Annotated in this window: 30 protein-coding genes; 16 read left to right on the forward strand and 14 right to left on the reverse strand. The window is 72.8% G+C overall.

Translation table 11 applies throughout. The features are described from left to right. Positions 1-10: 10 nt before the first annotated feature. Together AC27L3_RS10225 and AC27L3_RS10230 are read right to left on the reverse strand one after the other, a co-directional pair. Positions 11-385: a peptidase inhibitor family I36 protein gene (locus AC27L3_RS10225; protein ID WP_487233678.1), complete on the reverse strand. Its 375-nt coding sequence runs from the start codon at positions 383-385 to the stop codon at positions 11-13. 99 nt (positions 386-484) lie between these two features. After that, entirely contained in the window at positions 485-2,077 is a 1,593-nt protein-coding gene (locus tag AC27L3_RS10230) for an MFS transporter (RefSeq protein WP_487233679.1), read from the reverse strand. 82 nt (positions 2,078-2,159) lie between these two features. On the opposite strand from AC27L3_RS10230, the gene AC27L3_RS10235 reads away from it, so the two are divergent. From AC27L3_RS10235 to AC27L3_RS10255, 5 genes are all read left to right on the forward strand, one after another. Next, positions 2,160-2,810 carry a TetR/AcrR family transcriptional regulator gene (locus AC27L3_RS10235; RefSeq protein WP_487233680.1) on the forward strand — a complete coding sequence of 217 codons (651 nt, stop codon included), beginning with the start codon at positions 2,160-2,162 and terminating at the stop codon, positions 2,808-2,810. Between the two features lie 110 nt (positions 2,811-2,920). After that, positions 2,921-4,168 (forward strand): alpha/beta hydrolase, encoded by a 1,248-nt coding sequence (locus AC27L3_RS10240; protein ID WP_487233681.1) that lies wholly within the window; start codon positions 2,921-2,923, stop codon positions 4,166-4,168. A gap of 65 nt (positions 4,169-4,233) precedes the next feature. Next, positions 4,234-5,091, forward strand: coding sequence for a DUF4429 domain-containing protein (locus tag AC27L3_RS10245; RefSeq protein WP_487233682.1), 858 nt, complete (start codon positions 4,234-4,236; stop codon positions 5,089-5,091). A 97-nt stretch (positions 5,092-5,188) separates the two neighbouring features. Then, positions 5,189-6,502, forward strand: a complete 1,314-nt coding sequence (locus AC27L3_RS10250) for a sensor histidine kinase (RefSeq protein WP_487233683.1) — start codon at positions 5,189-5,191, stop codon at positions 6,500-6,502. Then, on the forward strand, positions 6,499-7,176 hold the full coding sequence (locus tag AC27L3_RS10255; RefSeq protein WP_487233684.1) for a response regulator: 678 nt from the start codon (positions 6,499-6,501) through the stop codon (positions 7,174-7,176). Before AC27L3_RS10250 ends, AC27L3_RS10255 begins: the two co-directional genes overlap by 4 nt. 95 nt (positions 7,177-7,271) lie before the next feature. On the opposite strand, the gene AC27L3_RS10260 is transcribed toward AC27L3_RS10255, so the two are convergent. Beyond that, positions 7,272-8,291, reverse strand: coding sequence for an aldo/keto reductase (locus AC27L3_RS10260; RefSeq protein WP_487233685.1), 1,020 nt, complete (start codon positions 8,289-8,291; stop codon positions 7,272-7,274). A 7-nt stretch (positions 8,292-8,298) separates the two neighbouring features. Then, positions 8,299-8,760 (reverse strand): MerR family transcriptional regulator, encoded by a 462-nt coding sequence (locus tag AC27L3_RS10265; protein WP_487233686.1) that lies wholly within the window; start codon positions 8,758-8,760, stop codon positions 8,299-8,301. Positions 8,761-8,872: 112 nt separating this feature from the next. On the opposite strand from AC27L3_RS10265, the gene AC27L3_RS10270 reads away from it, so the two are divergent. Then, positions 8,873-9,691 (forward strand): serine hydrolase domain-containing protein, encoded by an 819-nt coding sequence (locus tag AC27L3_RS10270; protein ID WP_487233687.1) that lies wholly within the window; start codon positions 8,873-8,875, stop codon positions 9,689-9,691. Between the two features lie 206 nt (positions 9,692-9,897). Here the strand turns inward: AC27L3_RS10270 and AC27L3_RS10275 are convergent, their stop codons facing one another. Further along, positions 9,898-10,569 (reverse strand): pirin family protein, encoded by a 672-nt coding sequence (locus tag AC27L3_RS10275; RefSeq protein WP_487233876.1) that lies wholly within the window; start codon positions 10,567-10,569, stop codon positions 9,898-9,900. Positions 10,570-10,675: 106 nt separating this feature from the next. Here AC27L3_RS10275 and AC27L3_RS10280 point away from each other — a divergent pair, with 106 nt between their 5' ends. The 5 genes from AC27L3_RS10280 (at position 10,676) to fabF (ending at position 15,607) form a co-directional block, all read left to right on the forward strand. After that, positions 10,676-11,857, forward strand: coding sequence for a PucR family transcriptional regulator (locus AC27L3_RS10280; protein ID WP_487233688.1), 1,182 nt, complete (start codon positions 10,676-10,678; stop codon positions 11,855-11,857). 98 nt (positions 11,858-11,955) lie between these two features. Continuing rightward, on the forward strand, positions 11,956-12,909 hold the full coding sequence (locus AC27L3_RS10285) for an ACP S-malonyltransferase (protein WP_487233689.1): 954 nt from the start codon (positions 11,956-11,958) through the stop codon (positions 12,907-12,909). 14 nt (positions 12,910-12,923) lie between these two features. Continuing rightward, positions 12,924-13,928 (forward strand): beta-ketoacyl-ACP synthase 3, encoded by a 1,005-nt coding sequence (locus AC27L3_RS10290; RefSeq protein ID WP_487233690.1) that lies wholly within the window; start codon positions 12,924-12,926, stop codon positions 13,926-13,928. 102 nt (positions 13,929-14,030) lie between these two features. After that, positions 14,031-14,279, forward strand: a complete 249-nt coding sequence (locus AC27L3_RS10295) for an acyl carrier protein (protein WP_487233691.1) — start codon at positions 14,031-14,033, stop codon at positions 14,277-14,279. 65 nt (positions 14,280-14,344) lie between these two features. Next, entirely contained in the window at positions 14,345-15,607 is a 1,263-nt protein-coding gene (gene fabF / locus AC27L3_RS10300) for a beta-ketoacyl-ACP synthase II (protein ID WP_487233692.1), read from the forward strand. Between the two features lie 62 nt (positions 15,608-15,669). Here fabF and AC27L3_RS10305 read toward each other — a convergent pair whose 3' ends face one another. Together AC27L3_RS10305 and AC27L3_RS10310 are read right to left on the reverse strand one after the other, a co-directional pair. Next, positions 15,670-16,545 (reverse strand): NAD(P)-dependent oxidoreductase, encoded by an 876-nt coding sequence (locus AC27L3_RS10305; RefSeq protein ID WP_487233693.1) that lies wholly within the window; start codon positions 16,543-16,545, stop codon positions 15,670-15,672. Between the two features lies 1 nt (position 16,546). After that, positions 16,547-17,041, reverse strand: a complete 495-nt coding sequence (locus AC27L3_RS10310; RefSeq protein WP_487233694.1) for a DUF3145 domain-containing protein — start codon at positions 17,039-17,041, stop codon at positions 16,547-16,549. 330 nt (positions 17,042-17,371) lie between these two features. On the opposite strand from AC27L3_RS10310, the gene AC27L3_RS10315 reads away from it, so the two are divergent. Then, entirely contained in the window at positions 17,372-18,220 is an 849-nt protein-coding gene (locus tag AC27L3_RS10315; protein ID WP_487233877.1) for an SGNH/GDSL hydrolase family protein, read from the forward strand. Positions 18,221-18,541: 321 nt separating this feature from the next. Here the strand turns inward: AC27L3_RS10315 and AC27L3_RS10320 are convergent, their stop codons facing one another. After that, complete coding sequence (locus AC27L3_RS10320; protein ID WP_487233695.1) at positions 18,542-19,336, reverse strand: MgtC/SapB family protein; 795 nt, start codon at positions 19,334-19,336, stop codon at positions 18,542-18,544. Between the two features lie 90 nt (positions 19,337-19,426). On the opposite strand from AC27L3_RS10320, the gene AC27L3_RS10325 reads away from it, so the two are divergent. From AC27L3_RS10325 to AC27L3_RS10340, 4 genes are read left to right on the forward strand one after another with little or no spacing between them, the layout of a single operon-like run. Further along, complete coding sequence (locus AC27L3_RS10325; protein ID WP_487233696.1) at positions 19,427-20,695, forward strand: pyroglutamyl-peptidase I; 1,269 nt, start codon at positions 19,427-19,429, stop codon at positions 20,693-20,695. Positions 20,696-20,702: 7 nt separating this feature from the next. Beyond that, entirely contained in the window at positions 20,703-21,401 is a 699-nt protein-coding gene (locus AC27L3_RS10330; RefSeq protein ID WP_487233697.1) for a carbon-nitrogen hydrolase family protein, read from the forward strand. A 41-nt stretch (positions 21,402-21,442) separates the two neighbouring features. Further along, on the forward strand, positions 21,443-21,913 hold the full coding sequence (locus AC27L3_RS10335; protein WP_487233698.1) for a MarR family transcriptional regulator: 471 nt from the start codon (positions 21,443-21,445) through the stop codon (positions 21,911-21,913). Continuing rightward, a complete protein-coding gene (locus tag AC27L3_RS10340) occupies positions 21,910-22,182 on the forward strand; it encodes a hypothetical protein (RefSeq protein WP_487233699.1) in 273 nt (90 codons plus the stop codon). The genes AC27L3_RS10335 and AC27L3_RS10340 overlap by 4 nt, the downstream gene beginning before the upstream one ends. Positions 22,183-22,364: 182 nt before the next feature. Here AC27L3_RS10340 and AC27L3_RS10345 read toward each other — a convergent pair whose 3' ends face one another. From AC27L3_RS10345 to AC27L3_RS10370, 6 genes are all read right to left on the reverse strand, one after another. Further along, positions 22,365-23,093, reverse strand: a complete 729-nt coding sequence (locus tag AC27L3_RS10345) for a hypothetical protein (RefSeq protein WP_487233700.1) — start codon at positions 23,091-23,093, stop codon at positions 22,365-22,367. Between the two features lie 242 nt (positions 23,094-23,335). Further along, entirely contained in the window at positions 23,336-23,683 is a 348-nt protein-coding gene (locus AC27L3_RS10350) for a VOC family protein (protein ID WP_487233701.1), read from the reverse strand. Between the two features lie 106 nt (positions 23,684-23,789). After that, complete coding sequence (locus AC27L3_RS10355) at positions 23,790-24,173, reverse strand: tautomerase family protein (RefSeq protein ID WP_487233702.1); 384 nt, start codon at positions 24,171-24,173, stop codon at positions 23,790-23,792. A gap of 13 nt (positions 24,174-24,186) precedes the next feature. After that, positions 24,187-25,578: an amidase gene (locus AC27L3_RS10360; RefSeq protein ID WP_487233703.1), complete on the reverse strand. Its 1,392-nt coding sequence runs from the start codon at positions 25,576-25,578 to the stop codon at positions 24,187-24,189. Then, positions 25,565-25,777 (reverse strand): hypothetical protein, encoded by a 213-nt coding sequence (locus AC27L3_RS10365; RefSeq protein ID WP_487233704.1) that lies wholly within the window; start codon positions 25,775-25,777, stop codon positions 25,565-25,567. Before AC27L3_RS10365 ends, AC27L3_RS10360 begins: the two co-directional genes overlap by 14 nt. A 184-nt stretch (positions 25,778-25,961) precedes the next feature. Next, positions 25,962-26,894, reverse strand: a complete 933-nt coding sequence (locus AC27L3_RS10370) for an MBL fold metallo-hydrolase (protein ID WP_487233705.1) — start codon at positions 26,892-26,894, stop codon at positions 25,962-25,964. Positions 26,895-26,961: the final 67 nt, after the last annotated feature.

Raw genomic sequence — 26,961 nt, forward strand, 5'->3', positions numbered from 1 at the left:
TTCGTGTTCGTCAGCGCTCCCAGACCTTGTACGCCCGGACCACGTACGGCGACTCCGGGGCCCACGTGCCCGACGGGTACGTCTGGAACTCACCCGTCTCGCCGCACGTGGCGCTCTGGTACGTCGTCACCGGGTGCCCCGTCCGGTTGGCCAGGGACAGCGCCGACATGCCCTCGGGCAGCGGCACACAGCTCTCCGTCGTCGTGCCCTCCAGCTCGGCCACCTGCGCCTGCCCCTTGAAGTGGGCCTTCGGCCACAGGCACAGCTGGCCTGCCGCGCAGGCGCCGGTCCGCTGGGCGGCCCCGGCGCTCGCGGCCGGTGCGAGCGCCAGGACCACCGTCCCGGCCAGGCCCACGGCTACAGCGGCAGCACGAAACATACGCATGACGCATCACTCCCCCACTCGGTCGATGTGAGGAGTCTTGTGCCCGCGCCTGCTGTTGCCAAGGGTGTTCAACCGGTCACGCCCTGATAGGGGAAGTCACTAGAGATGGCCGGGGCCGGCCGCCTGTGCGGCGTGCTCGCCGCGCCTGGTGAACAGCGCGACCAGCGCCGCGAGCACCGCGACGCCCGCGGCCACCCGGAATCCGAGCTGCATCCCTGACACGAAAGTGTCATGCGCGACCGTGGTGATGCGCTCCGCCGCCTGCGGCGGGAGGCCGGGCGGGACGGGCGCGACACCGACCTGGACGGCGTGGCTCGCCTGGTCCATCTGTTCCGGCGTGCCCGGGCGCAGCCCGGCCCTCTCCCAGGCGCGCGGCAGCAGGTCGTCGACGCGCTGGGCCATGACGGCGCCGAGGACGGCGGTGCCGAGGGATCCGCCGACCTGCATCGCCGCCTGTTGCAGGCCGCTGGCGACCCCCGCGTGCCGCAGCGGCGCGTTGCCGACGATGACTTCGGTGGCGCCGACCATGACGGGTGCGAGGCCGACGCCCATGAGGGCGAACCACAGCGACATGGTGGGGGTGTCCGTACCGGCGTCCAGGGTGCTCAGCCCGACGCAGGCGACGGCGGTGCTGACCATGCCGGCGACCAGGGGGATGCGCGGTCCGATCCGGGTGATCAGGGCGGCCGCGGCGGGTGAGCCGACGATCATCATTCCGGTCAGCGGCAGCAGGTGCAGTCCGGCGTCGACGGGGCTGAGCCGGTGGACGTTCTGCAGGTAGAAGGTCACGAAGAACAGGCCGCCGATGAAGGCGAAGGCCATCAGGACCATCAGGACGGTGCCGGCGGACAGCGGGAGGGAGCGGAAGAGGCCCATGGGCAGCAGGGGCTCGCGGGTGCCCCGTACCTCCCAGGCGACGAAGAGGGCGAAGAGCAGGGCGGCGACGCCCAGGAAGGTCACCGTCCGCGCGTCGCCCCAGGACCAGTCGGTCGCCTTGATCAGCGCCCAGACCAGGCAGAACATCGCTGCGGAGAGCAGGGCGACGCCCGGGGCGTCGAAGGTGCGGGGGGCGCCTTTCACCCGGTGGTCCTTGAGGATGACCAGGCCGAGCACGAGGGCGAGGGCGCCGACGGGGACGTTGATGAAGAAGACGGACTGCCAGTTGACGTGTTCGACGAGCAGTCCGCCGACGATGGGGCCGCCGGCGGTGGAGGCGCCGATGACCATGCCCCATACGCCGATGGCCATGTTGAGCCGCTCGGCGGGGAAGACCGCGCGCAGCAGGCCGAGCGCGGCGGGCATCAGCAGGGCTCCGGCGAGGCCCTGGACGACGCGCAGGGCGACGACGAGCGACACGCTGCCGGAGAGGGCGATGAGTCCGGAGGAGACGGCGAAACCGGTGGTACCGATGAGGAAGACCAGCCGGTGGCCGAAGCGGTCGCCGAGCCGGCCCGCCGTGATCAGTGCGACGGCGAGGGCGAGGAGATAGGCGTTGGTGATCCACTGCACGTCGGCGAGCGAGGCGCCGAGGTCTTTTTGTATGGCGGGATTGGCTATGGCGACGATCGTTCCGTCGAGCGCCACCATCATCACGCCGATCGCGACCGAGACGAGGGTCAGCCAGGGGTGTCCCCGTAATCCGTTCGGGGGCTTCAGGTCCGACGTCGCGTCGGCGACGGTGGTCTGAGTCATGCTTCCGAGATTATGGCAGTCACTGACAAGTGACCAACGGTTCCAAGCGTCATAATCTGCCAGTTTCACGAGAGAGGCAGCCATGCAGGCGATCGAGGTCCCGGCGGAGATGCCCCCCGGTCTGCGCGAGCGCAAGAAGCGCCGGACCAGGGACGCCCTGATCCGCTCCGCGCTGGAGCTGATCGCCCGGCACGGCTACGAGCGCACGACGGTGGACGAGATCGCCGCCGCGGCCGACGTCTCGCAGCGCACCTTCTTCCGCTACTTCGCGGGCAAGGAGGAGGTCGCGCTGTCCGTCCAGCGGATGGTGGAGGAGCACTTCTTCGAGGCGGTGTGCGCGCGGCCGGCCGCGGAGTCGCCGCTGACGGCCCTGCGCACGGCCGTGCTGGCCTCCTGGGACACCATCGACCAGGCCATTCACTCGGTCGTCCCGCTGGAGCTGCACGTCAGCACCTTCCGCACGGTCCAGGAGACGCCCCAGCTGCTGGCCGCCCAGTTGCGGATGTCGGCCGAGCTGGAGGACCGGCTCACCGCGGAGATCGCCCGCCGCGAGGGGATGCCGGCCGACGACCCGCGCCCGCGGATCATCGTCGCGGCGTTCGGCGGGGTGATGCGGGAGGTGGTCAAGCGCTGGGGCGATCTTCTGGGGAGCGACAAGGAGGCGTTCCGCCGGGTCACCGCCGACTACTTGGACCACATCGGTCCGGCGCTGGCCGAAAACTGGCGTTCTTGAACGGACCCTGCACGGAACACGCTCTTCCACGCCCAAATGCCGTTGATTCAAACGTGATATAGCTCACCGGATTCCCGGGCGGCCTCTTTTTTCTCCTACTGTGGTCGGCGGTGACTTCCTTCCCGGAGCTCGGCTCCCCCTCCGCCATCCCCTGGGCCAACGCCTCCACGGCCTGGCGCGCACTGCTCGCGCTGGCCGTGGTGTTCGTGATGCTCGCCACAACGGGCTGGACGGCCGTCAAGGGGCACAAGGGAACCCCCGATGCGCGCACCGCGGCCCTCGCCGCGTGGCACCACGGCTCCATAGGCGGGCGGTCGCTGCCGCCGGCCGACGCCGAACCCGGCGTCGTCGCCCGCTTCTTCGCCGCCCTCACGCAAGGCCAGCGCGAGCGGCTGGCCGACCGCTACCCCCTGGTCGTCGGCAACCTCGGCGGGGTGCCGCTCACCCTGCGCTACCGCGCCAACCGCATCGCGCTCGCCCAGGCCAGCGCGGCGGAGGAGCACCGCACCCACGACAGCGCCCTGACCCCCGGCGGCCGCTACGAGGCCGGCCGGCGCATGCACCGCTTCGAATCCCTGCTGGCCGACGGCCGGCAGGTGCTCGCCTTCGACCCGGCCGGCGACGGCCGGGTGGCCGAGGTCATCGGCGACCTCGACCGCGCCCGGCACGTCTCGGTGGTCGTCCCCGGCGTCGACACCAACGTGCTGACCTTCGAGAAGACCCAGCGCGCGTACAGCGCGCCGGTGGGCATGGCCCGCTCGCTCTACGACGCCGAGCGGAAGGCGGCCCCCGCCGCCGGGACCGCCGTCATCGCCTGGGCCGACTACACCTCCCCCGCCGGCGTCGGCATGGACGCCGCCACCGGCAAGCTCGCCGCCGAGGGCGCACTGCGCCTGCGCAAGCTGGTGCGTGCCCTGCCCGGCGACTCCCGCGTCTCGCTGTTCTGCCACAGCTACGGCTCGGTGGTGTGCGGCGTCGCGGCCCGTGACCTCTCCCCGCGCGTGACCGACGTCGCCGTCGCCGGCAGCCCCGGCATGCGCGCCGACCGCGTCTCCGACCTGCGCACCACGGCCCGGATATGGGCGATGCGGGACGCCGACGACTGGATCCGCGGCGTGCCGCACATGGAGGTCGGCGGCCTCGGTCACGGCGCCGACCCGGTCTCCGCGGGCTTCGGCGCCCGCGTGCTGTCGGCGGCCGACGCCGAGGGTCACGCCGGCTACTTCCGCCCCGGCACCACCAGCCTGGCCAACTTCGCCGACATCGGCGTCGGTGCCGTCGACGCCGTGCGGTGCGCCGGGGACACCGGTGACTGCACGGACGGCCTGGACCGTACCGCCGGCGCCGCCGCGGCCTGACGGGCTTGACGCGCGTAGCGCCACGAGGGGGGACGCCCGCGCGGGTGCCGCTTACGATGAGCGGCATGGGTGATGTGCTGACGGGTTTCCACACCGTCTGGGAGTTCGACACCGACTCCGTGCTCATCCGCTTCGAACGGGGGATCCGCACACCGAAGCTGCTGCAGGTGCTCGGCGAGCGGCGCGTCCCCTACGAGGCGCTCGCGGCCGTCGAGCAGGCCCCGGGGAGACACGGCACGGTGGTGCTGCGCGCCGTGGTCAGAGCCGGCGCCGACCCGCTGGTGGACGCGGCCGACGGCCGGCTCAAGGAGGGCAACGACCCCTACCGGCTGGTGCTGCCCGCCGAACGGGCCCTGCTCGCCGAGTACTTCGCCGAGCGCATACGGGCCGAGCTCGGCCCGCACGCCGCCGAGCCGGCCGAGCGGCACCTGGTGGCGGCACCCGAGCCGCCGCTGTCCTTCAAGGCCTACGACGGCAAGGCCTCCTTCGACGGATCGGCCGTCTCCTTCCGCTGGTTCTGGACCGGCGCCTCCTCCGCCAAGTGGAAGGCGGGGGACCAGCGCTTCGGCCTGGAGGAACTCACCGGGGTGCAGTGGCGCTCCCCCGACGCCGACGGCGGCCACCTGCGGCTGCTGCGCCGGGGCGTCGACGGCGCCCGGCCCGCCCCGGACCAGGATCCGGCCGCGGTCGTCTTCGGCAGGGGCTACGGCCTGGTCCACGAGTCCCTGCCGTTCGCCGCCGCGGTCCTGCAGGCCGTCCGGGCCAGGCCCGACCGGCCGGCGCCCTGCCCCGTGCCCGCCGCCCGCCCCGACCCCGGCGGCATCGCCGACCGCATCCGCCACCTCGGCGAGCTGCACGAGGCCGGGCTGCTGACCGACGACGAGTTCAGCACGAAGAAGGCCGAGCTGCTGGCGGAGCTGTGACCGCGAGCGCGTGCTACCGGGGTATGAGTTTCGGCCGCAGGGACGGCACCGGGGGGTGACGCGGGACGCGCGCCCGTACGCCTAGGCTGATCACGCCATGTCCCCGCTGTCACCGCTCCTCACCCGGTCGCTGGCCCTGCTGCGCGACGCCTGCACGCCCGCCGGACCGCCCGTGCCGATGCTCGGCCAGTCCCGGCGTCCCTTCGTCCGGCTCCTGCCCTACCTCGTCGCCTGGCTCTTCCTCGTCATCCTGCTGCCCGTCAGCGCCTACCTGCTGACCCGCGAGTACACCCTGCAGGCCGGCCTCGCCACCCTGCTCGCGATCGCGCAGACCGCCCCGCTGCTGATGGCCGTCCGCCGTCCGCTGGCCGCCTGGGCCGTCTCCTTCGGCGCCCACGCGGCGACCGCCGCGGCCGTGCGCATCGCCCAGCCGCCGCACGGCATGCCCTGGCCGTGGCCGCCGACGGCCGTCATCGGCCTGCTGCTGCTCACCGTCGCCGTCGCCGCACGCGAACGCCGCGCCACACTGACCGGCGTCTGGCTGGTGATCCTCCTGGCGAGCCTGGGATTCGACGCCATCGCCCCGGCACGGGCCGGCGGCACCTGGGTCCCGCTGGTCGTCCTCAGCGCCGTGCTGCTCCTGATCGGCGGCGCCCTGCGCGAACGCGGCGACGCCCGGCGGGCGCTCGCCGAACAGGAGACCATCAGCGAGGCCGAACGCGCCCACCGCACCCTGCTGGAGGAGCGCGCCCGCATCGCCCGCGAGCTCCACGACGTCGTCGCCCACCACATGTCCGTGATCACCGTGCAGGCCGACAGCGCGCCCTACCGGCTGAGCGGGCTGACGGACGAGGCACGCGAGGAGTTCGGCTCCATCGCCACCACCGCCCGCGAGTCCCTGACCGAGATGCGGCGCCTGCTCGGCGTCCTGCGCAGCGCCGACGCCTCCGGCGAGGGCGCGACCGGTGCCGAGCGGGCACCCCAGCCCGGCATCGCGCGCATCCCCCAGCTCGTCGAGGCGACCGTACGCTCCGGGCTCCCCGTCGAGCTGACCGTGCCGGACCCGCTGCCGGACGGCCTGCCGCAGGCCGTCGACCTCTCCGCGTACCGCATCGTGCAGGAGGCCCTCGCCAACGCCGTGCGGCACGCCCCCGGCGCGGCCACCAGCGTGTCCGTGTCGGTGGCCGACGGCACCGACCTGATGCTCCTGGTCGTCAACGCCGCCCCCGCCGACCCGCACGCGGCCCCCCTGGAGAGCGGCGGCACCGGCCACGGCCTGGTGGGCATGCGCGAACGCGTACGCCTGGTCGGCGGCACCCTCGACGCCGGCCCCCTGCCCGAGGGCGGCTTCCGGGTCGCGGCCCGGCTGCCGCTGACCCCCCAGGCCCCCACGACGAAGGAAGCCCGTTGACCATCCGAGTGATCATCGTCGACGACCAGGCCATGGTCCGGGCGGGCTTCGCCGCGCTCCTCGCCGCCCAGAGCGACATCGACGTCGTCGGCGACGCGCCGGACGGCCGGCAGGGCGTGGAGCTCAGCCGCCGGGTGCACCCCGACGTCGTGCTCATGGACGTGCGCATGCCGGAAATGGACGGCCTGGAGGCCGCCCGGCAGCTCCTCGACCCGCCCCGCGGCGTCGAGCACCGGCCCAAGGTGCTGATGCTCACCACCTTCGACGTCGACGACTACGTCTACGAGGCGCTGCGCGCCGGCGCCTCCGGCTTCCTCCTCAAGGACGCGCCACCGGCGGACCTCATCTCCGCCGTGCGCGTGGTGGCGGCGGGCGAGGCCCTCCTCGCCCCCTCCGTCACCCGCCGCCTCATCGCCGACTTCGCCAAGGGCCCGGCCCCCCGCCGCCGCTCCCGCTCCGTCCGCCTGAACGGACTGACGCCGCGGGAGACGGAGGTGCTGGAGCTGATCGCCCGCGGACTGTCGAACCAGGAGATCGCGGCGCGGCTGGTGCTGGCGGAACAGACGGTCAAGACGCACGTCGGCCGGGTGCTGGGGAAGCTGGGGCTGCGCGACCGGGCGCAGGCGGTGGTCTTCGCCTACGAGTCGGGGCTGGTAGCCCCGGGCGAGGAGTAGGCGCCCCGTAGGGGCGCGGGGAACTGCGCGACAAGCCACGACGCGCCCGCAGTCGAACGCGCTGCCCCCGAGCCTGACGGGGCGCCGGACAGGCGCTAGTCGCGGCCTGCCGACGTGAAGGACATGTCCGGGTAGCGGTCACCCGCGACCTTCGACGCGATCGGCTCCAGCTCCGCCAGCTCCGCATCGGTGAGCACCAGCCGCGTCGCGCCCACGTTCTCCTCCAGGCGGGAGCGCTTGCGCGTGCCCGGGATCGGCACGACCGCCAGGCCCTCGACCCGGGCCCGCTGCTGCACCCACGCCAGTGCCACCTGCGCCGGCGTGGCGCCGTGGGCCTCGGCGACGCGCCGGACCGGCTCCAGCAGCGCCGCGTTCGCGGCCGCGTTGTCGCCGGTGAAGCGCGGCTGCGTGCGCCGCCAGTCGTCCTGCGTGAGGTCCTTGTTCGCGTCGACGAACGCTCCCGTCAGGAAGCCGCGGCCCAGCGGGGAGTACGGCACCAGTGCGACGCCGAGCTCGCGAGCGGCCGGTACGACGTTCGCCTCGATGTCGCGGCTGAAGAGCGACCACTCGGACTGCACGGCAGCGATCGGGTGGATGGCGTGCGCCTCGCGCAGTTCACTGCCCGTCACCTCGCTCAGGCCCAGGTGCTTGACCTTGCCCTCGCGCACGAGCTCGGCCATCGTGCCGACCGACTCCTCCAGCGGGACGTCGGGGTTGCGGCGGTGCATGTAGTACAGGTCGATCTCGTCGACGCCGAGGCGGCGCAGGCTGCCTTCGACGGACTGGCGGATGTAGGCGGCGTCGTTGCGGATGGTGCGCTCCGCCGGGTTCTCCGGGTTCGCGACGATGGCGAACTTGGTGGCCAGGACGACCTGTTCGCGGTGCGCCCGGACGAACGGCGCGATGAACTTCTCGTTCTCGCCGAAGCCGTACATGTCGGCGGTGTCGAAGAGCGTGACGCCCAGTTCCAGCGCCCGCTCCAGCGTGGCGCGGGCCTCGTCCTCGTCGGTGGTCGGTCCGTAGGCGAAGCTCATGCCCATGCAGCCCAGGCCCTGGACGCCGACCTCCGGGCCGTCCGTGCCGAGCCGCACGCTTGCGATCTTGTCGTTGCTCATGTGTACGTCATGCCCCTTCGCGTGCCCGGTCCCGGGCGGCGGCGTAGTTTTCAATCTTGTAGTCGAGCACGTCGAGCGTGCTGCGCAGCTCCGCGATCCGCCTGCGGACGTCCTCGCGGTGCGCGCTCAGCAGTCGTTCGCGCTCGGGGAAGGTGTGGTCGCCCTCCCGGACGAGTTCGGCGTAGCGGACCATGTCCGCGACCGGCATCCCGGTCAGCCGCAGCCGGGCGACCAGGTCCAGCCAGTCGAGGTCGCGGTCGGTGTAGCGGCGCTGGCCGGTGTGCGAGCGGTCGACGTGCGGCATCAGCCCGATGCGCTCGTACCAGCGCAGCGTGTGCGCCGACAGCCCGGCGTACGCGGCGACTTCGCTGATCGTGTAGCGCTCCCGGCCCACGGGGCGGCGGCTGCGCTGCCGGTCCAGCTCCCTGCAGACCGGAGCCGGTACCTGAATGCTGTCGATCACCGTCATGCCGCTTCCCCCTCGCGAACCTTCTGCGTCGGGCTCAACGCTAGAGAGTTGGAGTGCACTCCAAGCAAGCGGGAATCCGGGGAGCGGACGCGGGCGGGTTAGGCTCCCTTCCATGGAGAGCCTGCGGATGATCGAGAACTGGCCGGTGGAGACCGCTGCGGCGGCCGTCGTACGGGCCGACGGCAGCTGCGCGGGAGCGCACGGCGCGATGGGGCACCGCTTCCCCCTGGCCTCCGTCACCAAGCCGCTGGCCGCCTACGCCGCGCTCGTCGCCGTCGAGGAGGGGGCGATCGAACTGGACGAGCCGGCCGGCCCCGAGGGCTCGACGGTACGCCACCTGCTCGCGCACACCTCCGGCCTCGCCTTCGACGAGCACCGCGCGATGGCCGCCCCCGGCACGCGCCGGCTGTACTCCAACGCCGGCTTCGAGGTGCTGGGCGACCACATCGCCAAGGCGACGGACATTCCCTTCGCCGAGTACCTGCGGCAGGCGGTGCTGGAGCCGCTGGGCATGAGCGCCACGGACCTGCCGGGCTCGCCCGCCAAGGACGGCGTCTCCACGGTCGAGGACCTCGTCCGCTTCGCGGCGGAGCTGCAGGCGCCGCGGCTGCTGGCGGCCGAGACGGTCCGCGAGGCGACGTCGGTGGCCTTCCCCGGCCTGTCGGGCGTCCTGCCGGGCTACGGCCACCAGCGCCCCAACGACTGGGGGCTGGGCTTCGAGATCCGCGACGGGAAGTCCCCGCACTGGACGGGGGCGTCCTCCTCGCCGCGGACGTACGGCCACTTCGGCCAGTCCGGCACGTTCCTGTGGGTGGACCCGCAGGCGGGGGCGGCCTGCGTCGCCCTGACGGACCGCCCCTTCGGCCCCTGGGCGATCGAGGTGTGGCCTGCCCTGACGGACGCCGTCCTGGCCGAGCTGCGCTCGGCCTGACGCGCCACGTTACGACGCCGCCGGGTCCGGGGGATCTTCGTCACGCGCCACCACGGCGCCCCGTAGGGGCGCGGGGAACTGCGCGACAAGCCACGACGTGCCCGCGGACGACATGCCGTGCTGCGCCCGGACCCCGAGGTGGCGCGTTCGGCTGCGGGCCGCCGGTGGCTGATCGCGCAGTTCCCCGCGCCCCTTCGGGGCACGGCCTAGCCGAAGTGCGGCTCGGCGTGCATCTCCCACGCCAGCAGCTCCGCGGGGGCGCCCGTGCCCTCCGCTTCGATGCCGGTCGCATCGAGGATGCGGGCCGCGTCGCCCTCGCGCAGTACCTCGCCGGCCAGGCGCACGGCTCCGCGGACCACGTGCACGTACAGCCACGGCGCATCCGGCAGCGCCGCCCGCCGGGCGCCCTGCAGCCTGCGGACGTGCAGCACCGCTTCCGCCCGCGCGAGGGCGTACGGCGTGTCGTCGGCGATGCCGCGTACCACCTCGTACTCGGGTTCGCCACCGAAGTCGGACGGTGTCAGCCACATCTGGACGAACCGCAGCGGAGCGGACCCCGCGTTGCGTTCGCTGTGCCGGGCGCCCGAGCCGGCGCTGAGGCGCTGGAGGTCGCCGGGGCGGACGGTGACGACATGACCGGTGGAGTCCTCGTGGGCGAGCTCCCCCTCGATCACCCAGGTGACGATCTCGACGTCGCGGTGGGGGTGCTCGGGGAAGCCGGCACCTGCCGCGAGGCGCTCCTCGTTGCAGGCGGCGAGCGGTCCGAAGCGCACGTTGTCGGGGTCGTAGAAGCCCGAGAACGAGAAGGCGTGCCGGGTGTCGATCCCGGCCTCCGGTTCACCGCCGCGGTAGCGGTCGGCGGCCCGCTGCACATGCATCACAGGGCGCGTCACAGGGCCACCGTAGCTCCGCCGGGTGCCGCTCCGGGCGTCGCGGGGGTACCGGCGGCTCCGGAGCGCACCCGAATAAGGCAGGCTTGTCCCCGTGCCTGAACCAGCTGACCAGACCCCGACCCCGCATCCGCACAGCGCCACGCTGCGCAATCTGGAGCAGTCCTCCGGGACGCTGGCCGCGGCGGCCATCGCCCGGATGGACGCCCAGCTGCCGTGGTACCGGGCGATGCCCCCGGAGAACCGCTCGTGGATCGGCCTGGTCGCCCAGGCCGGTATCGCGGCGTTCACGGAGTGGTTCCGGCATCCGGAGACGCCGCAGGCCATCAGCACGGACGTCTTCGGCACCGCGCCGCGGGAGCTGACCCGGGCGATCACGCTGCGGCAGACCGTGGAGATGGTGCGCACGACCATCGAGGTCATGGAGTCGGCCATCGACGAGGTGGCGGCCCCGGGCGACGCGTCGTCGCTGCGCGAGGCGCTGCTGGTCTATGCGCGGGAGATCGCCTTCGCCACGGCCCAGGTGTATGCGCAGGCGGCCGAGGCGCGTGGCGCCTGGGACGCCCGGCTGGAGTCGCTGGTGGTCAACGCCGTGCTGTCGGGCGAGGCGGACGAGGGCGCGGTCTCGCGGGCGGCGGCGCTGGGCTGGAACGCCCCGGCGCATGTGTGCGTGGTGCTGGGCACGGCGCCCAACGGGGACAGCGAGCTGACGGTGGAGGCGATCCGGCGGGCCGCCCGGCACGCGAAGCTGCAGGTGCTGACGGGGGTGCTGGGCAGCCGGCTGGTGGTGATCGCCGGCGGTTCGGACAATCCGGTGCAGGCGGCGAAGGCGCTGATCGGGCCGTTCGCGGCGGGGCCGGTGGTGGCGGGGCCGGTGGTGCCGGACCTGCTGGCGGCGACGCGGTCGGCGCAGGCCGCGGCGGCCGGGCTGAAGGCATGTGCCGCATGGCCGGACGCGCCGCGGCCGGTGCTGGCCGACGACCTGCTGCCGGAGCGCGCGATGGCCGGGGATCCGGCGGCGCGGCGGCAGCTGGTGGAGGAGATCTACAGACCTCTGGAGGAGGCGGGCTCGGCTCTGCTGGAGACGCTGAGCGTCTATCTGGAGCAGGCGAGCAGTCTGGAGGGGGCGGCGCGGATGTTGTTCGTCCACCCCAATACCGTGCGGTACCGGCTGCGACGTGTGACGGACGTCACCGGATGGTCACCCTCCGATGTCCGCTCGGCGTTCACCTTGCGGATCGCACTGATCCTCGGGCGGCTGGCCGACACCGAGTGACAGCCTTAGGCTTTTGTTGAACGTCCACAATTCCCCTGACGGTTCTTCGTCCCTGTCCCCACGGGTGGGCGATGCCGTCCACGAGAGAGAGTGTGAGGGTGCTCGTACTCGTCGCTCCCGGCCAGGGCGCTCAGACGCCCGGCTTCCTGACCCCCTGGCTCGACCTCCCCGGTGTTGAAGATCAGCTCCGTGCGTGGTCCGGAGCCATCGACCTGGACCTTGTCCACTACGGCACGAACGCCGACGCCGACGAGATCCGCGACACCGCGGTCGCCCAGCCGCTGCTGGTGGCGGCCGCACTGCTGTCGGCCAAGCAGCTCTTCGCCACCCCCGACGACCTCGCCGCGCAGGTCGGCGCGAGCGCCGGCCACAGCGTGGGCGAGCTCGCCGCCGCCGCGCTGACCGGCGTCCTCACCGACGAGGAGGCGATGCGCCTGGTGCGCACCCGCGGCCTGGCGATGGCCGAGGCCGCCGCGGTGACCCCGACCGGCATGTCCGCCCTGCTGGGCGGCGCCCCGGAGGTCGTCCTGCCGCACCTGGAGAAGCTGGGCCTGACCCCGGCGAACGTCAACGGCGCCGGTCAGATCGTGGCCGCGGGCACGGCGGAGCAGCTGGCCGCGCTCGCCGAGGACCTGCCCGAGGGCACCCGCAAGGCCATCGCGCTGAAGGTGGCGGGCGCGTTCCACACGCACCACATGGCTCCCGCGGTCTCCGCACTGGAGGCGGCCGTCGCCCAGCTGTCCCCGGCCGACCCGCGCACCGCCTACGTCTCCAACAAGGACGGCGGCGTCGTGGCCGGCGGCCGCGAGGTCGTCGCGCGCCTGGTGGGCCAGGTGGCCAACCCGGTGCGCTGGGACCTGTGCATGGAGACCTTCAAGGAGCTGGGCGTCACCGGCATCCTCGAGCTGTCGCCCGGCGGCACCCTCGTCGGCCTGGCCAAGCGCGCCCTGCCCGGGGTCGAGACCGTCGCGCTGAAGTCTCCCGATGACCTCGACAAGGCCCGCGCGCTGATCGCCGAGCACGCCACCCCGGCCGCAGCCCCGGCCGAATAAGGAGTCCGTCCACCATGACCGCGACCATCAAGCCCGCCAAGGGTGCCCCCTACGCGCGCATCATGGGCGTCGGCGGCTACCGACCCACCCGGGTGGTGCCCAACGAGGAGATCCTCAAGCACATCGACTCCTCCGACGAGTGGATCCGTTCCCGCTCGGGCATCGCCACCCGGCACTGGGCCGGCCCGGAGGAGACCGTGGCCGCCATGTCGCTGGAGGCGGCCGGCAAGGCCATCGCCGCCGCCGGTATCTCGCCCGACCGGATCGACGCCGTCGTCGTGGCGACGGTGTCGCACTTCAAGCAGACCCCTGCCATCGCGACCGAGATCGCCCACAAGGTGGGTGCGGGCAAGCCCGCCGCCTTCGACATCTCGGCCGGCTGCGCGGGCTTCGGCTACGGCCTGACCATGGCCAAGGACTTCATCGTGGGCGGCTCGGCCGAGTACGTCCTCGTGATCGGCGTGGAGCGGCTGTCGGACCTGACCGACCTCAAGGACCGCGCCACCGCCTTCCTCTTCGGCGACGGCGCGGGCGCCGTGGTCGTCGGCCCGTCCGACGTGCCGGCGATCGGCCCGATCGTCTGGGGCTCGGAGGGCGACAAGGCCGAGACCATCAAGCAGACGGTGGCCTGGGACGTCTACCGCGAGGAGTCCGACGTCCGGTTCCCCGCCATCACCCAGGAGGGTCAGGCGGTCTTCCGCTGGGCCGTCTTCGAAATGGCGAAGATCGCCCAGCAGGCCCTGGACGAGGCCGGGGTCAGCCCCGAGGACCTGGACGTCTTCATCCCGCACCAGGCCAACATGCGGATCATCGATTCGATGGTGAAGACCCTCAAGCTGCCGGAGAGCGTCACGGTCGCCCGTGACGTGGAGACCACGGGCAACACCTCCGCGGCCTCCATCCCGCTCGCCATGGAGCGGCTCCTGGCCACCGGCGCGGCGAAGAGCGGGGACACCGCGCTCCTCATCGGCTTCGGGGCGGGTCTCGTGTACGCCGCGACGGTCGTTACCCTCCCCTAGGCGAGTTCCCGGGACCGGCGCCGCCGGTGCCCACCGGGAGCTCACCGCCCCTGCAGTTTCCTTACCGCAGTTCCAACGCACATGAATAAAAGGAGCGCCGCTATGGCCTACACCCAGGATGAGATCGTCAAGGGTCTCGCCGAGATCGTCAACGAGATCGCCGGCATCCCGGTCGAGGACGTCCAGCTGGGCAAGTCCTTCACCGACGACCTGGACGTCGACTCGCTGTCCATGGTCGAGGTCGTCGTGGCCGCCGAGGAGCGCTTCGACGTCAAGATCCCGGACGAGGACGTCAAGAACCTGAAGACGGTCGGCGACGCCGCCGACTACATCCTCAAGCACCAGGACTGACCGTAGCGTCGTCGCCACCCGGCGGTGGCGGTTCCAGCACCTCTACACGTGGAGACAGAATCCCGATGAACTCGACCAATCGCACCGTGGTCGTCACCGGTATCGGCGCAACCACACCGCTGGGTGGCGACAGCGCTTCGACCTGGGAGGGCCTGCTCGCCGGCCGTTCCGGCGTGCGGCCCCTGGAGGACGAGCGGTTCGCCGACCTGCCGGTCCGCATCGCCGCCACGGCGGCGGTGGACCCGGAGGAGGTGCTGCCCCGGCCGCTCGCCCGCAGGCTCGACCGCTCGGCGCAGTTCGCTCTGATCGCCGCGCGCGAGGCGTGGGCGGACGCCGGCTTCACCGGCAAGGCCGGTGACGACGCCGCCGTCGACCCCGAGCGCCTGGGCACCGTCATCGCCTCCGGCATCGGCGGCGTGACGACCCTGCTCGACCAGTACGACGTGCTCAAGGACAAGGGCGCCCGCCGCGTCTCCCCGCACACCGTGCCGATGCTCATGCCGAACAGCCCGAGCGCCAACGTGGGTCTGGAGGTGAACGCCCGGGCGGGCGTGCACACCCCCGTCAGCGCCTGCGCCTCCGGCGCCGAGGCCATCGGCTACGCCTACGAGATGATCCGCTCCGGCCGCGCCGACATCGTCGTCGCCGGCGGCACCGAGGCGGCCATCCACCCGCTGCCCGTCGCGGCCTTCGCCAGCATGATGGCGATGTCCAAGAACAACGACGAGCCCACCAAGGCCTCCCGCCCGTACGACAAGGCCCGTGACGGCTTCGTCCTCGGCGAGGGCGCCGGTGTCGTCGTCCTGGAGTCCGCCGAGCACGCCGCCCGGCGCGGTGCCCGCGTCTACTGCGAGGTGCTGGGCCAGGGCCTGTCCGCGGACAGCCACCACATCGCCCAGCCGGAGCCCACGGGCCGCGGCATCGCCGCCGCCCTGCAGAACCTGCTGGACACCACGGACCTCAAGCCGGCCGAGGTCGTGCACCTCAACGCGCACGCCACCTCCACCCCGCAGGGCGACGCCGCCGAGATCAAGGCGCTGCGCAAGGTCCTCGGGGAGGACCTGGACCACGTCGCGGTCTCCGCGACGAAGTCCATGACCGGTCACCTGCTCGGCGGTGCCGGCGGCATCGAGACGGTCGCGACGGTGCTGGCCCTGCACCACCGCGTCGCCCCGCCGACGATCAACATCGACGCGATGGACGACGACATCGACGCGGACATCGTGCGCGACGAGCCGCGTCCGCTGCCCGAGGGCTCGATCGCGGCCATCAACAACTCCTTCGGCTTCGGCGGCCACAACGTGGTGCTCGCACTGCGCACGGTCTGACCGCGCCCGTAGCGCGAAGGGCCCGTCCCGGCTTCGGCCGGGGCGGGCCCTTCGCGCGTACGTCAGTGCGGTGCGCCGAAGCTGGCGAAGTAGGAGGCGGCCATGTCCTGCTCGCCGTGGCCCTGCGCGACGGCCCGGCGGAAGCGCTCGGCGCCCGCCGCGGCCACGTCCAGGCGGACGCCGGCCGCCTCGGCGGCGGCCACGATGAGCCGGGCGTCCTTCTCGGCGGTGGCGGTGGCGAAGGAGGGCGGGGTGAGGGTGTTCTCCAGCAGGAGGCGGGACTTGGCCCGCAGATAGGGCAGGTCCAGCGGGCCGTCCGCGACCGCTTCGAGGAAGTGCTGCGGGTCCACGCCCAGGCCGCGGGCGAGGGCAAGGGCCTCGGCGGCGCCGTGGGTGACGGCGAGCACCCAGCTGTTGACGACGAGCTTGAGCCGGGTGGCGGCCCCGTCCGCCGCGTCGTCGCCGACGCGCAGCGTGCGGCTGCCGATGGCCTCGAGGACGGGGGCCGCGGACCGGCAGGCGGCCTCGGGCCCGGCGACGAGGACGACGAGCTCGCCGGCCTCGGCCGGCTGCCGGGTGCCCAGGACGGGGGCGTCGAGGAGGACGAGCCCGCTGCCGTCGGCGAAGGCGGCCAGCTCCGCCAGGCCCTCCAGGCCGACGGTGCCGGCCTGCACCCACACCGTGCCGGGGGCGAGGTCCGGCGCGGCCGCGCGCAGGACGTCCAGGGCGGCGGGGCCGTCGTGGAGCACGGTCAGGACGGCATCGGCCCCGCGGACCGCCGCGCCGGGGGTACCGGCCACGGTGACGCCGTGGGCGGCGAGCGGTTCGGCCTTGGCCCGGGTGCGGTTCCAGGCGCGGACGTCCAGCCCGGCGCGGGCGAGGTTGCGGGCCATGGCGGCACCCATGATGCCGGTGCCCAGGACGGCGACGGACGACACGTCAGACCACTTGGTGCAGCCAGCGCACGGGGGCGCCCTCGCCGGCGTAGCGGAAGGGCTCCAGCTCGTCGTCCCAGGGCTTGCCCAGGAGCCTGGCCACCTCGGCCTGCAGGTCGCTCTCGCCGCGGGCGGCACGGGCGAGGGCTGCCCGCAGCCGGTCCTCCGGGACGAGGATGTCGCCGTGGATGCCGGTGACGGCGTGGAAGATGCCCAGGGAGGGCGTGGAGCTGTAGCGCTCGCCCTCGGCGGTGGCGGAGGGCTCGGCGGTCACCTCGAAGCGCAGCAGGTGCCAGCCGCGCAGCGCGGAGGCCAGCTGGGAGGCGGTGCCGGGGCGGCCCTGCCAGGAGAACTCCGCGCGCCAGGTGCCGGGTGCGGCGGGCTGCCGGATCCAGTCGAGGGTGACGCGCCCGCCGAGCACGCCGGCCACGGCCCACTCGACGTGCGGGCACAGCGCGCGGGGCGCGGAGTGCACGTACAGAACCCCTCGTGACGTCACCGGGACCTCCTGTGCTGTTCGAGGTTCGCCTTCCCCAGCGGCCCCGCAGCCGTACCGGTCCCACTCCCGTACCGGCTCGCGAGGTTACCAACAGTAAACACCATTGGGAGCGATTCTCCTGAAAAGGGACAGGATGTGACGTGTTGTGATGTCGCGGCGCCGAAGAGCGAAAGCCGCCGGACCGACTCGATCACCGGAGCACAAGCTACCGCGCGAACGGGGGAACGGGGTGACGTACCGTCGGTCCCGGACAGATGCCATCCGGCCGAAAGGGGAAGGACCGTGCGCACCACCAGGGGGCGGAAACGATCAGGATTCGCGCGGGCCGCCATGGCCGCCCTGTCCGCCGCCCTGCTGGTCAGCGGCTGCTCCGGCGGCGAGGACACCCGTACGACCACGGCGAGACCCAGCCCCACCCGCCCCGCCTGGAACACCCACCCCGCCTCGATCGCCTCCCTCGGCGACTCCATCACCCGCGGCTTCGACGCCTGTTCGGTGCTCGAGGACTGCCCCGAGGTCTCCTGGGCCACCGGCACCGAGGTCGACAGCCTCGCCCGGCGGCTGCTGCCGTCGCCGCAGACCAGCAGCTGGAACTACGCCCGCACCGGGGCCCGGATGGCCGACCTGCCGGACCAGATGCGTCAGGCCGTCGCCCGGCGCCCGCAGCTGGTCACGGTCCTGCTGGGGGCCAATGACGCCTGCCGGCGGGATGTGGCCGATATGACACCCGTGGCGAGCTTCCGCGCCGACTTCGAACGCTCCCTGGGCGAGCTGCGCCAGGCCCTGCCCCGCACCCAGGTGTACGTGGCCGGGGTACCCGACCTGATGCGCCTGTGGTCCGAGGGGCGCAAGAGCCTGATCGGCAAGCAGGTCTGGCGGCTCGGCTCGGTGTGCCCGTCGATGCTGGGCGACGCGGACGCCACCGACGAGGCCGCGGTGGCCCGGCGGGCGCAGGTCGACCGGCGGGTGGGCGAGTACAACGCCGTCCTGCGCGAGGTGTGCTCCCGGGACGCGCTGTGCCGCTTCGACGACACCGTGCACGGCTACGGCTTCACCGGCCAGGAGCTGAGCAAGTGGGACTGGTTCCACCCCAGCCCGCGCGGCCAGGTCGAGCTGGCCGGACTGGCCTACCGCACCATCACCTCCGCCGAGCCGCCCAAGGCCCAGGCCGCCCCATAGGGGCGCCTGGCGCCGCACGAGGAAGGGGCGGGGACCGTCAGGTGACCCCGCCCCCGCCCCTGGGAGCGGCCGGCGAACCGGCCGCGCACGGCCCGGGCCCGCCACCGGACGTCAACGGGCGCACGTCGCGGCACCGGCGCCCGTACCCTCGCCCCGGGCGCCCCGTGCCACACGCCCGCGCGGAGACGCCCGAGCCGTGGCGCGAAGGCGCGCGGGGACCGCGCACGGGTCCGTGCAGGGCCCGCGTCGCCTTCTGCCCGCACGTTATCCGATGAACGCGCCGTTCTCCCAAGCGAGTTCACCCGCTACGGGGACCCCGGCTCATTCGGTGCTGTCCCGGCGCGAGCGCAGGTCGACGCCGAGGATGCCCTCCCAGTCCGTGAGCTCCTCCACCAGCACGAACGCCGGCGCCCTGCCCTCCAGCCCCAGCACCACTCCGGTCTCCTTGCCCTTGCCCTTGCCCTTCTCGCCGCCCTCGGCGCCGCTGCCCTCGGCGTGGATCTCGAAGTCGGTGACGGTGAAGCCCTTCTTGGTGCACAGCTCCAGCACCCGACCCAGCAGCCCCCGCCGGGCCCGGTAGGACAGGCTCAGCTCCACATGGCCCGACGACGACCCGTGGGCCAGGCGCCGGGTCATCACCGGAAAGCCGCGCACGACCAGGAAGTGCACCAGCGCCGCCATCGCCCCCAGCAGCGGCAGCCCGCCGCCGCAGGCCATGCCGACGGCGCAGGTCAGCCAGATCGTGGCGGCCGTGGTCAGCCCGCGTACCGCGTCGCGGCGGACGAAGATGAGCCCGCCGCCGATGAAGCCGATGCCCGAGACGATCTGGGCCGCCACCCGGGACCCGTCCAGTCTGTCGCCCGTCACGGCCCCGAAGCCGTGGATCGAGACCTCCATGAACAGCGCGCTGCCCACCCCGACCAGGGTGTGGGTGCGCAGGCCCGCGCTCTTCTGCTGCAGTTCCCGCTCCAGCCCGATGAGCGAGGACAGCAGCAGCGCGAGCGCCAACTCGGCTAACTGGCGGGTGCCTTGCCCCGCCCCCGGATCGAACAGCGGGGCGGCGAGGAGGTGTCCGGCGGATATGAGCGGATCGGTGAGAAGCCGCACTGTGGTCATCTCGCCATTCTGGCCGAATTCCGCCGCCACCACAGCGAGTTGGCGCCCCCACTATCGCCCAATGCCCGCTCAGTGGTTTCCTTCCGCCTCATGAGACTCAGTGATCTGTCACCGATACGACGCGGCGCCGTGGCCGCGGCCCTCCTGCTGTGCACACCCCTCGCCCTGGCCGCACCCGCCACGGCCGCCGCACCCACCGCTGCGCTCACCGTCGAGGAGGAACGGCTCACCGGCGAAGTCCCCCAGGAGATCCTGCGCCGCTCCGGCTTCGACGACGTCGCCCCCGCCTTCACCACCGCCCTCGCCCGTACGCGCACCTGCGCCCAGGCCGAGCGGCTGGCCACCGCCGAGGGCCGCCGGCTGTGGCGGCGCGCCGTCGACCGCGTCCAGGGCCGCGGCCCCGCCGGCGGCGACCTGAGCCGCGACGACGACCGCCCCCTGTACTGGGCCCGGCTCGGCATGACGCGTGCCCTGCGCACCTGGCAGCCGTCCTTCACCCTCACCGAGCGCACCCGCGCACGGCTGCTCGCCGCCGTCGAACGCTCCTCCCGCGGCCAGGACTCCGTCGACCTGCCGGCGGGCAGCGCGCTCAAGCGCGTCCTGATCACCGGCTTCGACCCCTTCCAGCTCGACGCCGACCCCCGCCGCTCCAACCCCTCCGGCGCGGCCGCCCTCGCCCTGGACGGCACCACCATCGACACGGCGGCGGGCCCCGCCCGTATCGAGACCGTCGTCTTCCCCGTGCGCTGGGCCGACTTCGCCGACGGCACCGTCGAGCGCACCCTGCTTCCGTCCTTCCGCCCCGGCCCGCATCGGGTCGACCTCTTCACCACCATCAGCCAGGGCCGGCCCGGCCGCTTCGACGTCGAACGCACCAACGGCGCCTGGCGCGGCGGCCACCCCGACAACGTGCGCGACTCCCGCACCGAGACCGTGCCCGTCCCGCGCGGCATCCCGACCGTGACGCCGCAGCCGCAGTGGACGACGACCTCCCTGCCGTACACCGCCCTCACCTCCGCCACGACCGGCCCCTTCCCCGTGCACGACAACACCTCCGTCACCGAGATCCCCGCGGGCGGCACGGAGGAGGTCGACCGGCCGGACGGCCCCACCCCCGGCTCCACGGCCCGGGCGGGCGGCGGAGGCGACTACCTCTCCAACGAGATCGCCTACCGGGCCACGCTCCTGCGCGACGCCGTGCACCTGCCGGTGCCCGGCGGCCACCTGCACACGCCGGTGCTCTCCGCCCCGTCGCCGGGCACGGTCACGGACCCGGATTTCGTCCGCGCCCGCCTGATGATCACCACCCAGGTCCGCGACATCCTGAAGGTGGCCGTGGGGACTCTCCACCAGCCATGATGTGCTCGTGATCATCGCTTCCGCCCAGTTCACCGCCGCGCCCTGCGCCATCGAAGCCAACGCGGCCCGCATGGCCGCCCTCGTCACCGAGGCCGGCGCGCAGGGCGCGGCCCTGGTGGTCTTCCCCGAGCTCGCCCTCAGCGGCTACGAGCTGGAAGCCGTCACCGCCGCCGTCACCCCCGACGACCCCCGCCTGGCCCCCGTCCGCGACGCCTGCCGCGCCGCGGGCGTGGCCGCGGTGGTCAACTGCATCGCCCCGGGCCCCACCATCGCCTCGTACGTGTACGGCCCGGACGGCACCCTGCTCACGCGCTACGCCAAGCAGCACCTGACGCCGGACGAGCAGGCGGCCGGCTTCGTGGCAGGAGACTCCGACGGCCGCTTCACCCTCGACGGCATCGCCTTCGCCCTGGCGATCTGCTACGACGCCCACTTCCCGGACCTCGCCGCCCGAGCAGCGGCGGACGGCTGCGCCGTCCTGCTGGCCAGCTCCCTGTACGGCCGCGGCAACGGCGCGGCCGAACGCATGCAGATCTTCCCCGCCCTGGCCGCCGACAACGCCCTCCACGTCCTGCTCGCCAACCACATCGGCCCGGCGGGCCCCTACGACGCGTGCGGCCTCAGCGCGATCTGGGCCCCCGACGGCACCGTCCTGGCGGAGGGCTCGGCGCAGGAAGAGGACCTGGTACTGGCGAAGGTCGGATAGGGGTTGCCCTCAACCGCGCTTGAGGTCCTACGGTCGATCCCATGACGACCCGACACATGTCCGACGCCGAACTTGCCGCACAGCCCGCCGCGCACTGGACCGGTGTCGCCTACGAGGCCCTCATCGCGTACACCCGGGCCCAGCAGGCCGCCAAGGGCTACACCCAGCCCCAGTTCTGGCTGCTGCGCAACCTGTCGGCGAACGACATCTCGCCCGACGGCCGGGGGATGACCCTGCCCGAGCTGCAGGACGCCATGGCCTCCTACATCCGGCCCGAGGACGACCTCGCGGCGGAGGCCGAGGTACTCCTGGAACGCGGCTGGCTGACCCGGGACGCCACGGACCGGCTGTGGATCACCGAGGAGGGCGAACAGGCCCGCATCGACCTCGCCCGCAACGCTCCCGCCATCCGCGCCGCCCTCCACGAGGGCATCGACGACGCGGACTACGTCACCACGGTGAAGGTGCTCCAGCAGCTGATCCGCAACGCGGGGGGTAACGTCGGGGTGTGAATTCGCCGCTCATAGGTCTCGTCGTGCTCGCCGCCTTCACCCTCGCCGCGTTCCTCACCGGCCGGGGTGCGGTGTGGCTGGTCCGCCGTGCGGGGCGGTGGTACCACGCGGCACTCCCGCCGCTCCTCACCGCCGCCTCCGGCGCCGGCGTGGCCTGGCTGCTGTGGCCCTCCTACTTCGCCGCCCCCGCGCTGCTCCTGTGGTGGGCCTGCGCGTTCTTCGGCAACATCGCGGGCTGGTTCTGCGCACCCCGCGGCCGCCACGTCTGAAGCGGGTTCGCTCCCGCGGCTCGAACCACACCCGCTTGCCGACGACGCTCGGCCCGACCGACGCGTGCGCCAGGCCGCCGGCCCGATCGACGCCCTCGGGGCGAGGCCACCACCGCCGACGAACTACCGCCTCCGGCCCCTGAAGAGGGATCGGAGGCGGTGTCGTTCCGGGCGTGGACGAGCTAGGCCACAGTGAGTGCCTTGACGCCGGAGAGCAGTGGGACGAGCTGGTAGTTGCCGTCACCCGAGCCACAGGACGGGGTCGTGTCAGCCGTGCCGGAGGCGTTGGTCCCCGTGGTGAACCGTCCGTCGCCGCCCGGCACCACGGTGGTGAAGTGATTGGTCGCCGAGCTCGAGTAGTACACACACTGGTGCAGGTTCACGTATCGTGCGGCGCTCAGGTCGAGTGCCTTGACGCCGGAGAGCAGTGAGACCAGCTGGTAGTTGCCGTCACCCGAGCCACAGGACGGGGTCGTGTCAGCCGTGTTGGAGACGTTGGTCCCCGTGGTGAACCGTCCGTCGCCGCCCGGCACCACGGTGGTGAAGTGATTGGTCGCCGAACCGGAGTAGTACACACACTGGTGGACGTTCAGGTACCGTCCGGTGCTCAGGTTGAGCGCCTTGACGCCGGAGAGCAGTGAGACCAGCTGGTAGTTGCCGTCACCCGAGCCACAGGACGGGGTCGTGTCAGCCGTGCCGGAGGCGTTGGTCCCCGTGGTGAACCGTCCGTCGCCGCCCGGCACCACGGTGGTGAAGTGGTCGGTTGCCGAGCCGGAGTAGTACACGCACTGGTGCAGATTCAGGTAGCCGGAAGCGGCGAAGGCAGGCGTCGTCATCCCCATGACGGCGCAAACGCTCACCACGGCCGCGACTGTCAGCGTCCACAGGTTTCTGACCATCGATCGTGTCATCTCGTGGTCCTCCTTCCACCGGGCGGCACCGGGACGGGCCCCGGCCCGCGGCGCAAGCCCAGCTAACCACTGGCAGGCACAGCGAGTAACGGGATGAACACCCTCATCATCCAAAGAAGTGATGACTCGACCATATTTGCGTCACATTGCGTGATCGGCCGGCGAATCCCAGCTCACCGAGCACCTGCGGCGCAACACCGCCCGGCCGGGCCGAAGTTCCGACAGGAAACCAGCCCACCACCTCAGCGGTGGCCCAGCACGTTGACCACCCGTCCGCTGGGGTCGCGAACGAAGAATCGCCGCACGCCCCACTCCTCGTCCTGCAACGGATGAACGATCTCCGCACCGCTCTCCCGCATGACCACATAAGCCGCATCCACGTCGTCCACCTCGACGCTCATGTCGGGCGCGACCGGCGCGCTCTTGTCGCCGGCCATGACGCTGATCTGCGCTGCCGGGCTGGACGGGGACGCCAGCGTCATGATCCAGCCGTGGTTCATGACCTCTTCGAAGCCCAGCAGGCCGTAGAACTCCCGGCTCTCCTGCGCGGCCTCCGAGCGGATGTTGGGCACGACACGGCGAACGGCCATCGACGACTCCAAACGATAACGAGCAACCTGCCCTTGCATCCCCCAAGGAGTACTACGGCACGCCCGCCGCCGCAGCAGCCTCAGCCGCACACATACCGGTGGGCCCCTACGCCGAGGCGAACTGCGCGACCCCGTTGCCGAACGACCAGTCGATGGACGCGTTCTCGGTCACCGTGACGAGCACATTGCGCGGCTCCGTACCCGTGTACGCGTCGGCAAGTTCGGCGATGCGCCGGTACAGCGCCTGCTTCTGCTCCGCCGTACGTCCGGCACGCATCGTGATCGCGACGAACACGATGCCCTCGTCCCGCCGTATCCCCAGGTAATCGTCGTACCGCAGCGTGCTGTTGACACCGTCGTGGCCGGTCAGGACCTGGAACCGGTCGTCCGGCGGGATGCCGATCGTCTCGACCAGGGCGTCGTGCACGGCACGGCCGAGCCCGTCGAGCCGCTCGCTGTCGGTGGTCAGAGCGTCAATACGGCGGCTCACCTCCTGCGGGGGGTCAGGCCGCCGTGGCCAGGGCCCGGGCGGGCTGTGTCTGCTCGTAGGCGTGGCCGACGCGCAGGAGTGTGGGCTCACCGAGGGGGCGGCCCAGCAGTTGCATGCCGATGGGCATGCCCGCCGCGTCGTGGCCGACCGGGACGGTCAGGGCGGGGACTCCGGTGATGTTGGCGGGTGAGCTCAGGCGCACGTAGGCGTCGGAGACGCTCTCGACCGTGCCGTCGGGCCAGGTCACCGTCTCCTGGCCGGCCCGGACTGCCGGCATCGGGACGCTCGGGGCGACGATCACGTCGACGCCCTCCAGCATCCGTGCCCACGCGGCGCGCATGAGTGTGCGGGAGCGCTGAGCGCGCACGTAGTCGCCGGCGCTCATCAACTCGCTTGCCTCCAGGAGAATGCGGACGTCCTCCTGGTACAGGCCGGGGACCGTGCGCAGGCTGCCTTCGTGGTAGGCCCCGGCCTCCGGCACCATCAGGCCCCACTGGGTGGCCTGGACGTAGCGGGTCATCGGGATGTCGACCTCGACGAGCCGGGCGCCCAGGGCTTCCAGCTGCCCGACGGCGTGCCGGACGGCGGTTTCCACCTGCGGGTGGACGTGGTCGAAGTAGTAGGTGCGCGGCAGACCGATGCGCAGCCCTGTCAGGTCCGTGCCGGCACCGGGCCGGTAGTCCACGGTGGGCGGAGCGAGCGAGGCGGGGTCGCGCGGATCGTGTCCGGCCAGCGCGGTCAGGACCAGGGCCGCGTCCTCGACGGTGCGGGTGATCGGGCCGACGTGGTCCAGTGACCAGGCCAGGGAGGTGACGCCGTGACGGGGGACGAGACCGTAGGTCGGCTTGAGGCCGACGACGCCGTTGAGCGCGGCGGGCACCCGGATCGACCCGCCGGTGTCGGTGCCCAGGGCGAAGGTCGCGGTGCCCGAGGCCACGGCGACCGCGGAGCCGCCGCTGGAGCCGCCGGCGACCCGGCCGGTGTCCCACGCGTTGCCGGTCTGAGGGGTGGTCAGGCCGAACGCGAATTCGTGGGTGTGGGTCTTGCCGAGCAGGATCGCGCCGGCGGTGCTCAGACGCGCGGCGACGGTGCTGTCCGCCGTGGCGCGGTGGCCGGCGCGGACCCGGGAGCTGGCCGTGGTGGCCATCCCGGCGACGTCGATGAGGTCCTTGAGTCCCATCGGGATGCCGTGCAGTGGTCCCCGGTAACGGCCGTGCGCCGTTTCGTGTTCGGCTTCGCGTGCGCTCCGGCGCGCCTGCTCGGCGCCGACCGTGACGTAGGCGCCGAGGTGCGGCTCCGCCTTGTCGATCCGGTCGAGGACCGAGTCGACCAGTTCGACGGGGGACAGTCGCCGGTCCCGTATCGCGTCCGCGGCGGCGGCGAGGGACAGCTCATACGGCTGCATCGTCGTGCTTCTCCTGTACGGGGTGGTAGGCGGCGGCGGGTGGGACGTCCGCGAAGTCCAGCTCACGCAGGACCGAGACGACGCCGTGGATGTGGTTGGCGACCGCGGCGACCGCGGCGTGGCGCTCGGCGGGCAGGTCGAGTCCGGCGCGGGCGGCCCAGCGGGCGGCCTCGGGCGGGGTGAGTTCGGCGGCGGACATGGATGTTCTTCCTGTCGGCGAGGGGTGGGGCGGCGGTATGACCGGCACTCCGAAGGCGGAGGCGGAGGTTCGCGTGGGGCGGCCGAGGACGCCGCGGCGGCCTGGTGCGGGTGGGGCCGGTTGCGCGGTCGGGCCGCGGTGGCCTGGTGCGGGTGGGGCCGGTTGCGCGGTCGGCGGCGGGCGGTCAGGCCGCGGTGGCCGGGATCTCGGCGGCGTGCTCGGCGAGCAGCCGGTAACGGCCGTTCTCCCGGCGGACGGTGCCGGCCGTGGGCTGCGGGAAGTGGGTGCCCAGGAGCAGCGCGTCGGTGTCCGCCAGGGTGTCGAGCAGCCGGGCGCGGGTGCGGACGGCCTGGGCGGGGTCGATGTCGACGCAGCTGTGCACGTGGGGGTGGGAGAGCTGTACGGGGTGGTGGATGCTGTCACCGGTGATCAGCGCGTGGCGGTCGCTGCCGCGCAGTGCGACGGCGACCTGTCCCGGGGTGTGGCCCGGGGCGGGGACGACCAGGACGCCCGGCGCGACCTCGTGCCCCTGCTCGGGCACGTCCACGAGGTCGTACTGTCCGGCGTCGCGTACGGGGACGACGGAGTCGCGGAACATCTGGCGTCGGGCCTCGTCCAGGTCGGTGGCGGCCCAGTGGTCCCATTCGGCGCGGCTGGTGAGATAGCGGGCGTGGGGGAAGGTGGGCACCCAGTCGTCACCGGAGAGGCGGGTGTTCCAGCCGACGTGGTCGGTGTGCAGGTGCGTGGTGATCACGAGGTCCACGGACTCGGGCGGGAAGCCGGCCGCCGCCAGGCGCTGCAGGAAGTCGGTGTCGAGTCCGTTCCAGGCCGGGTTGGCGCGCGGCTTGGCGTTGCCGATGCCGGTGTCCACGACGATCCGCAGCCCGCCCGCCTCCACCGCGAAACTGTGGCTCGCCAGACGGGGGACCTCGGTGTCGGCGAAGTCCGGGCGCAGCCACGACGCCTCGTCCAGCACCTCTTTGGTGGCGCCCGGCAGCAGCCAGGGTCCGGTCTCGCGCGGCAGTTCGATCTCGTCGACGCGCTGTACGGCGATGTCGCCGAGGCTCCATCCCGCGCGTGCGGGTGAAGTGGCCCGACGGGGCGTGGTGGTGCTCATCGGTGGGTCCCTTCCCCTGCCTCCCGCCCGCTGCCAGCAGGGCGCCTAAAGCAAACGCTTTGCGTTA

The sequence above is a fragment of the Streptomyces sp. PKA51 genome (assembly GCF_057552455.1).

Bases quoted from the DNA above. Each gene is read 5' to 3' on its own strand.
- AC27L3_RS10265 (WP_487233686.1), bottom strand. From the start codon at position 8,760: ATGACGGTGATCGACAGCATTCAGGTACCGGCTCCGGTCTGCAGGGAG.
- AC27L3_RS10350 (WP_487233701.1), bottom strand. From the start codon at position 23,683: ATGGCCGTTCGCCGTGTCGTGCCCAACATCCGCTCGGAGGCCGCGCAG.
- AC27L3_RS10235 (WP_487233680.1), top strand. From the start codon at position 2,160: ATGCAGGCGATCGAGGTCCCGGCGGAGATGCCCCCCGGTCTGCGCGAG.
- AC27L3_RS10315 (WP_487233877.1), top strand. From the start codon at position 17,372: ATGGCCGCCCTGTCCGCCGCCCTGCTGGTCAGCGGCTGCTCCGGCGGC.
- AC27L3_RS10320 (WP_487233695.1), bottom strand. From the start codon at position 19,336: ATGACCACAGTGCGGCTTCTCACCGATCCGCTCATATCCGCCGGACAC.
- AC27L3_RS10275 (WP_487233876.1), bottom strand. From the start codon at position 10,569: ATGCATGTGCAGCGGGCCGCCGACCGCTACCGCGGCGGTGAACCGGAG.
- AC27L3_RS10365 (WP_487233704.1), bottom strand. From the start codon at position 25,777: ATGTCCGCCGCCGAACTCACCCCGCCCGAGGCCGCCCGCTGGGCCGCC.
- AC27L3_RS10370 (WP_487233705.1), bottom strand. From the start codon at position 26,894: ATGAGCACCACCACGCCCCGTCGGGCCACTTCACCCGCACGCGCGGGA.
- fabF (WP_487233692.1), top strand. From the start codon at position 14,345: ATGAACTCGACCAATCGCACCGTGGTCGTCACCGGTATCGGCGCAACC.
- AC27L3_RS10225 (WP_487233678.1), bottom strand. From the start codon at position 385: ATGCGTATGTTTCGTGCTGCCGCTGTAGCCGTGGGCCTGGCCGGGACG.
- AC27L3_RS10250 (WP_487233683.1), top strand. From the start codon at position 5,189: ATGTCCCCGCTGTCACCGCTCCTCACCCGGTCGCTGGCCCTGCTGCGC.
- AC27L3_RS10245 (WP_487233682.1), top strand. From the start codon at position 4,234: ATGGGTGATGTGCTGACGGGTTTCCACACCGTCTGGGAGTTCGACACC.
- AC27L3_RS10290 (WP_487233690.1), top strand. From the start codon at position 12,924: ATGACCGCGACCATCAAGCCCGCCAAGGGTGCCCCCTACGCGCGCATC.
- AC27L3_RS10360 (WP_487233703.1), bottom strand. From the start codon at position 25,578: ATGCAGCCGTATGAGCTGTCCCTCGCCGCCGCCGCGGACGCGATACGG.
- AC27L3_RS10325 (WP_487233696.1), top strand. From the start codon at position 19,427: ATGAGACTCAGTGATCTGTCACCGATACGACGCGGCGCCGTGGCCGCG.
- AC27L3_RS10295 (WP_487233691.1), top strand. From the start codon at position 14,031: ATGGCCTACACCCAGGATGAGATCGTCAAGGGTCTCGCCGAGATCGTC.
- AC27L3_RS10345 (WP_487233700.1), bottom strand. From the start codon at position 23,093: ATGACACGATCGATGGTCAGAAACCTGTGGACGCTGACAGTCGCGGCC.
- AC27L3_RS10260 (WP_487233685.1), bottom strand. From the start codon at position 8,291: ATGAGCAACGACAAGATCGCAAGCGTGCGGCTCGGCACGGACGGCCCG.
- AC27L3_RS10270 (WP_487233687.1), top strand. From the start codon at position 8,873: ATGGAGAGCCTGCGGATGATCGAGAACTGGCCGGTGGAGACCGCTGCG.
- AC27L3_RS10230 (WP_487233679.1), bottom strand. From the start codon at position 2,077: ATGACTCAGACCACCGTCGCCGACGCGACGTCGGACCTGAAGCCCCCG.
- AC27L3_RS10335 (WP_487233698.1), top strand. From the start codon at position 21,443: ATGACGACCCGACACATGTCCGACGCCGAACTTGCCGCACAGCCCGCC.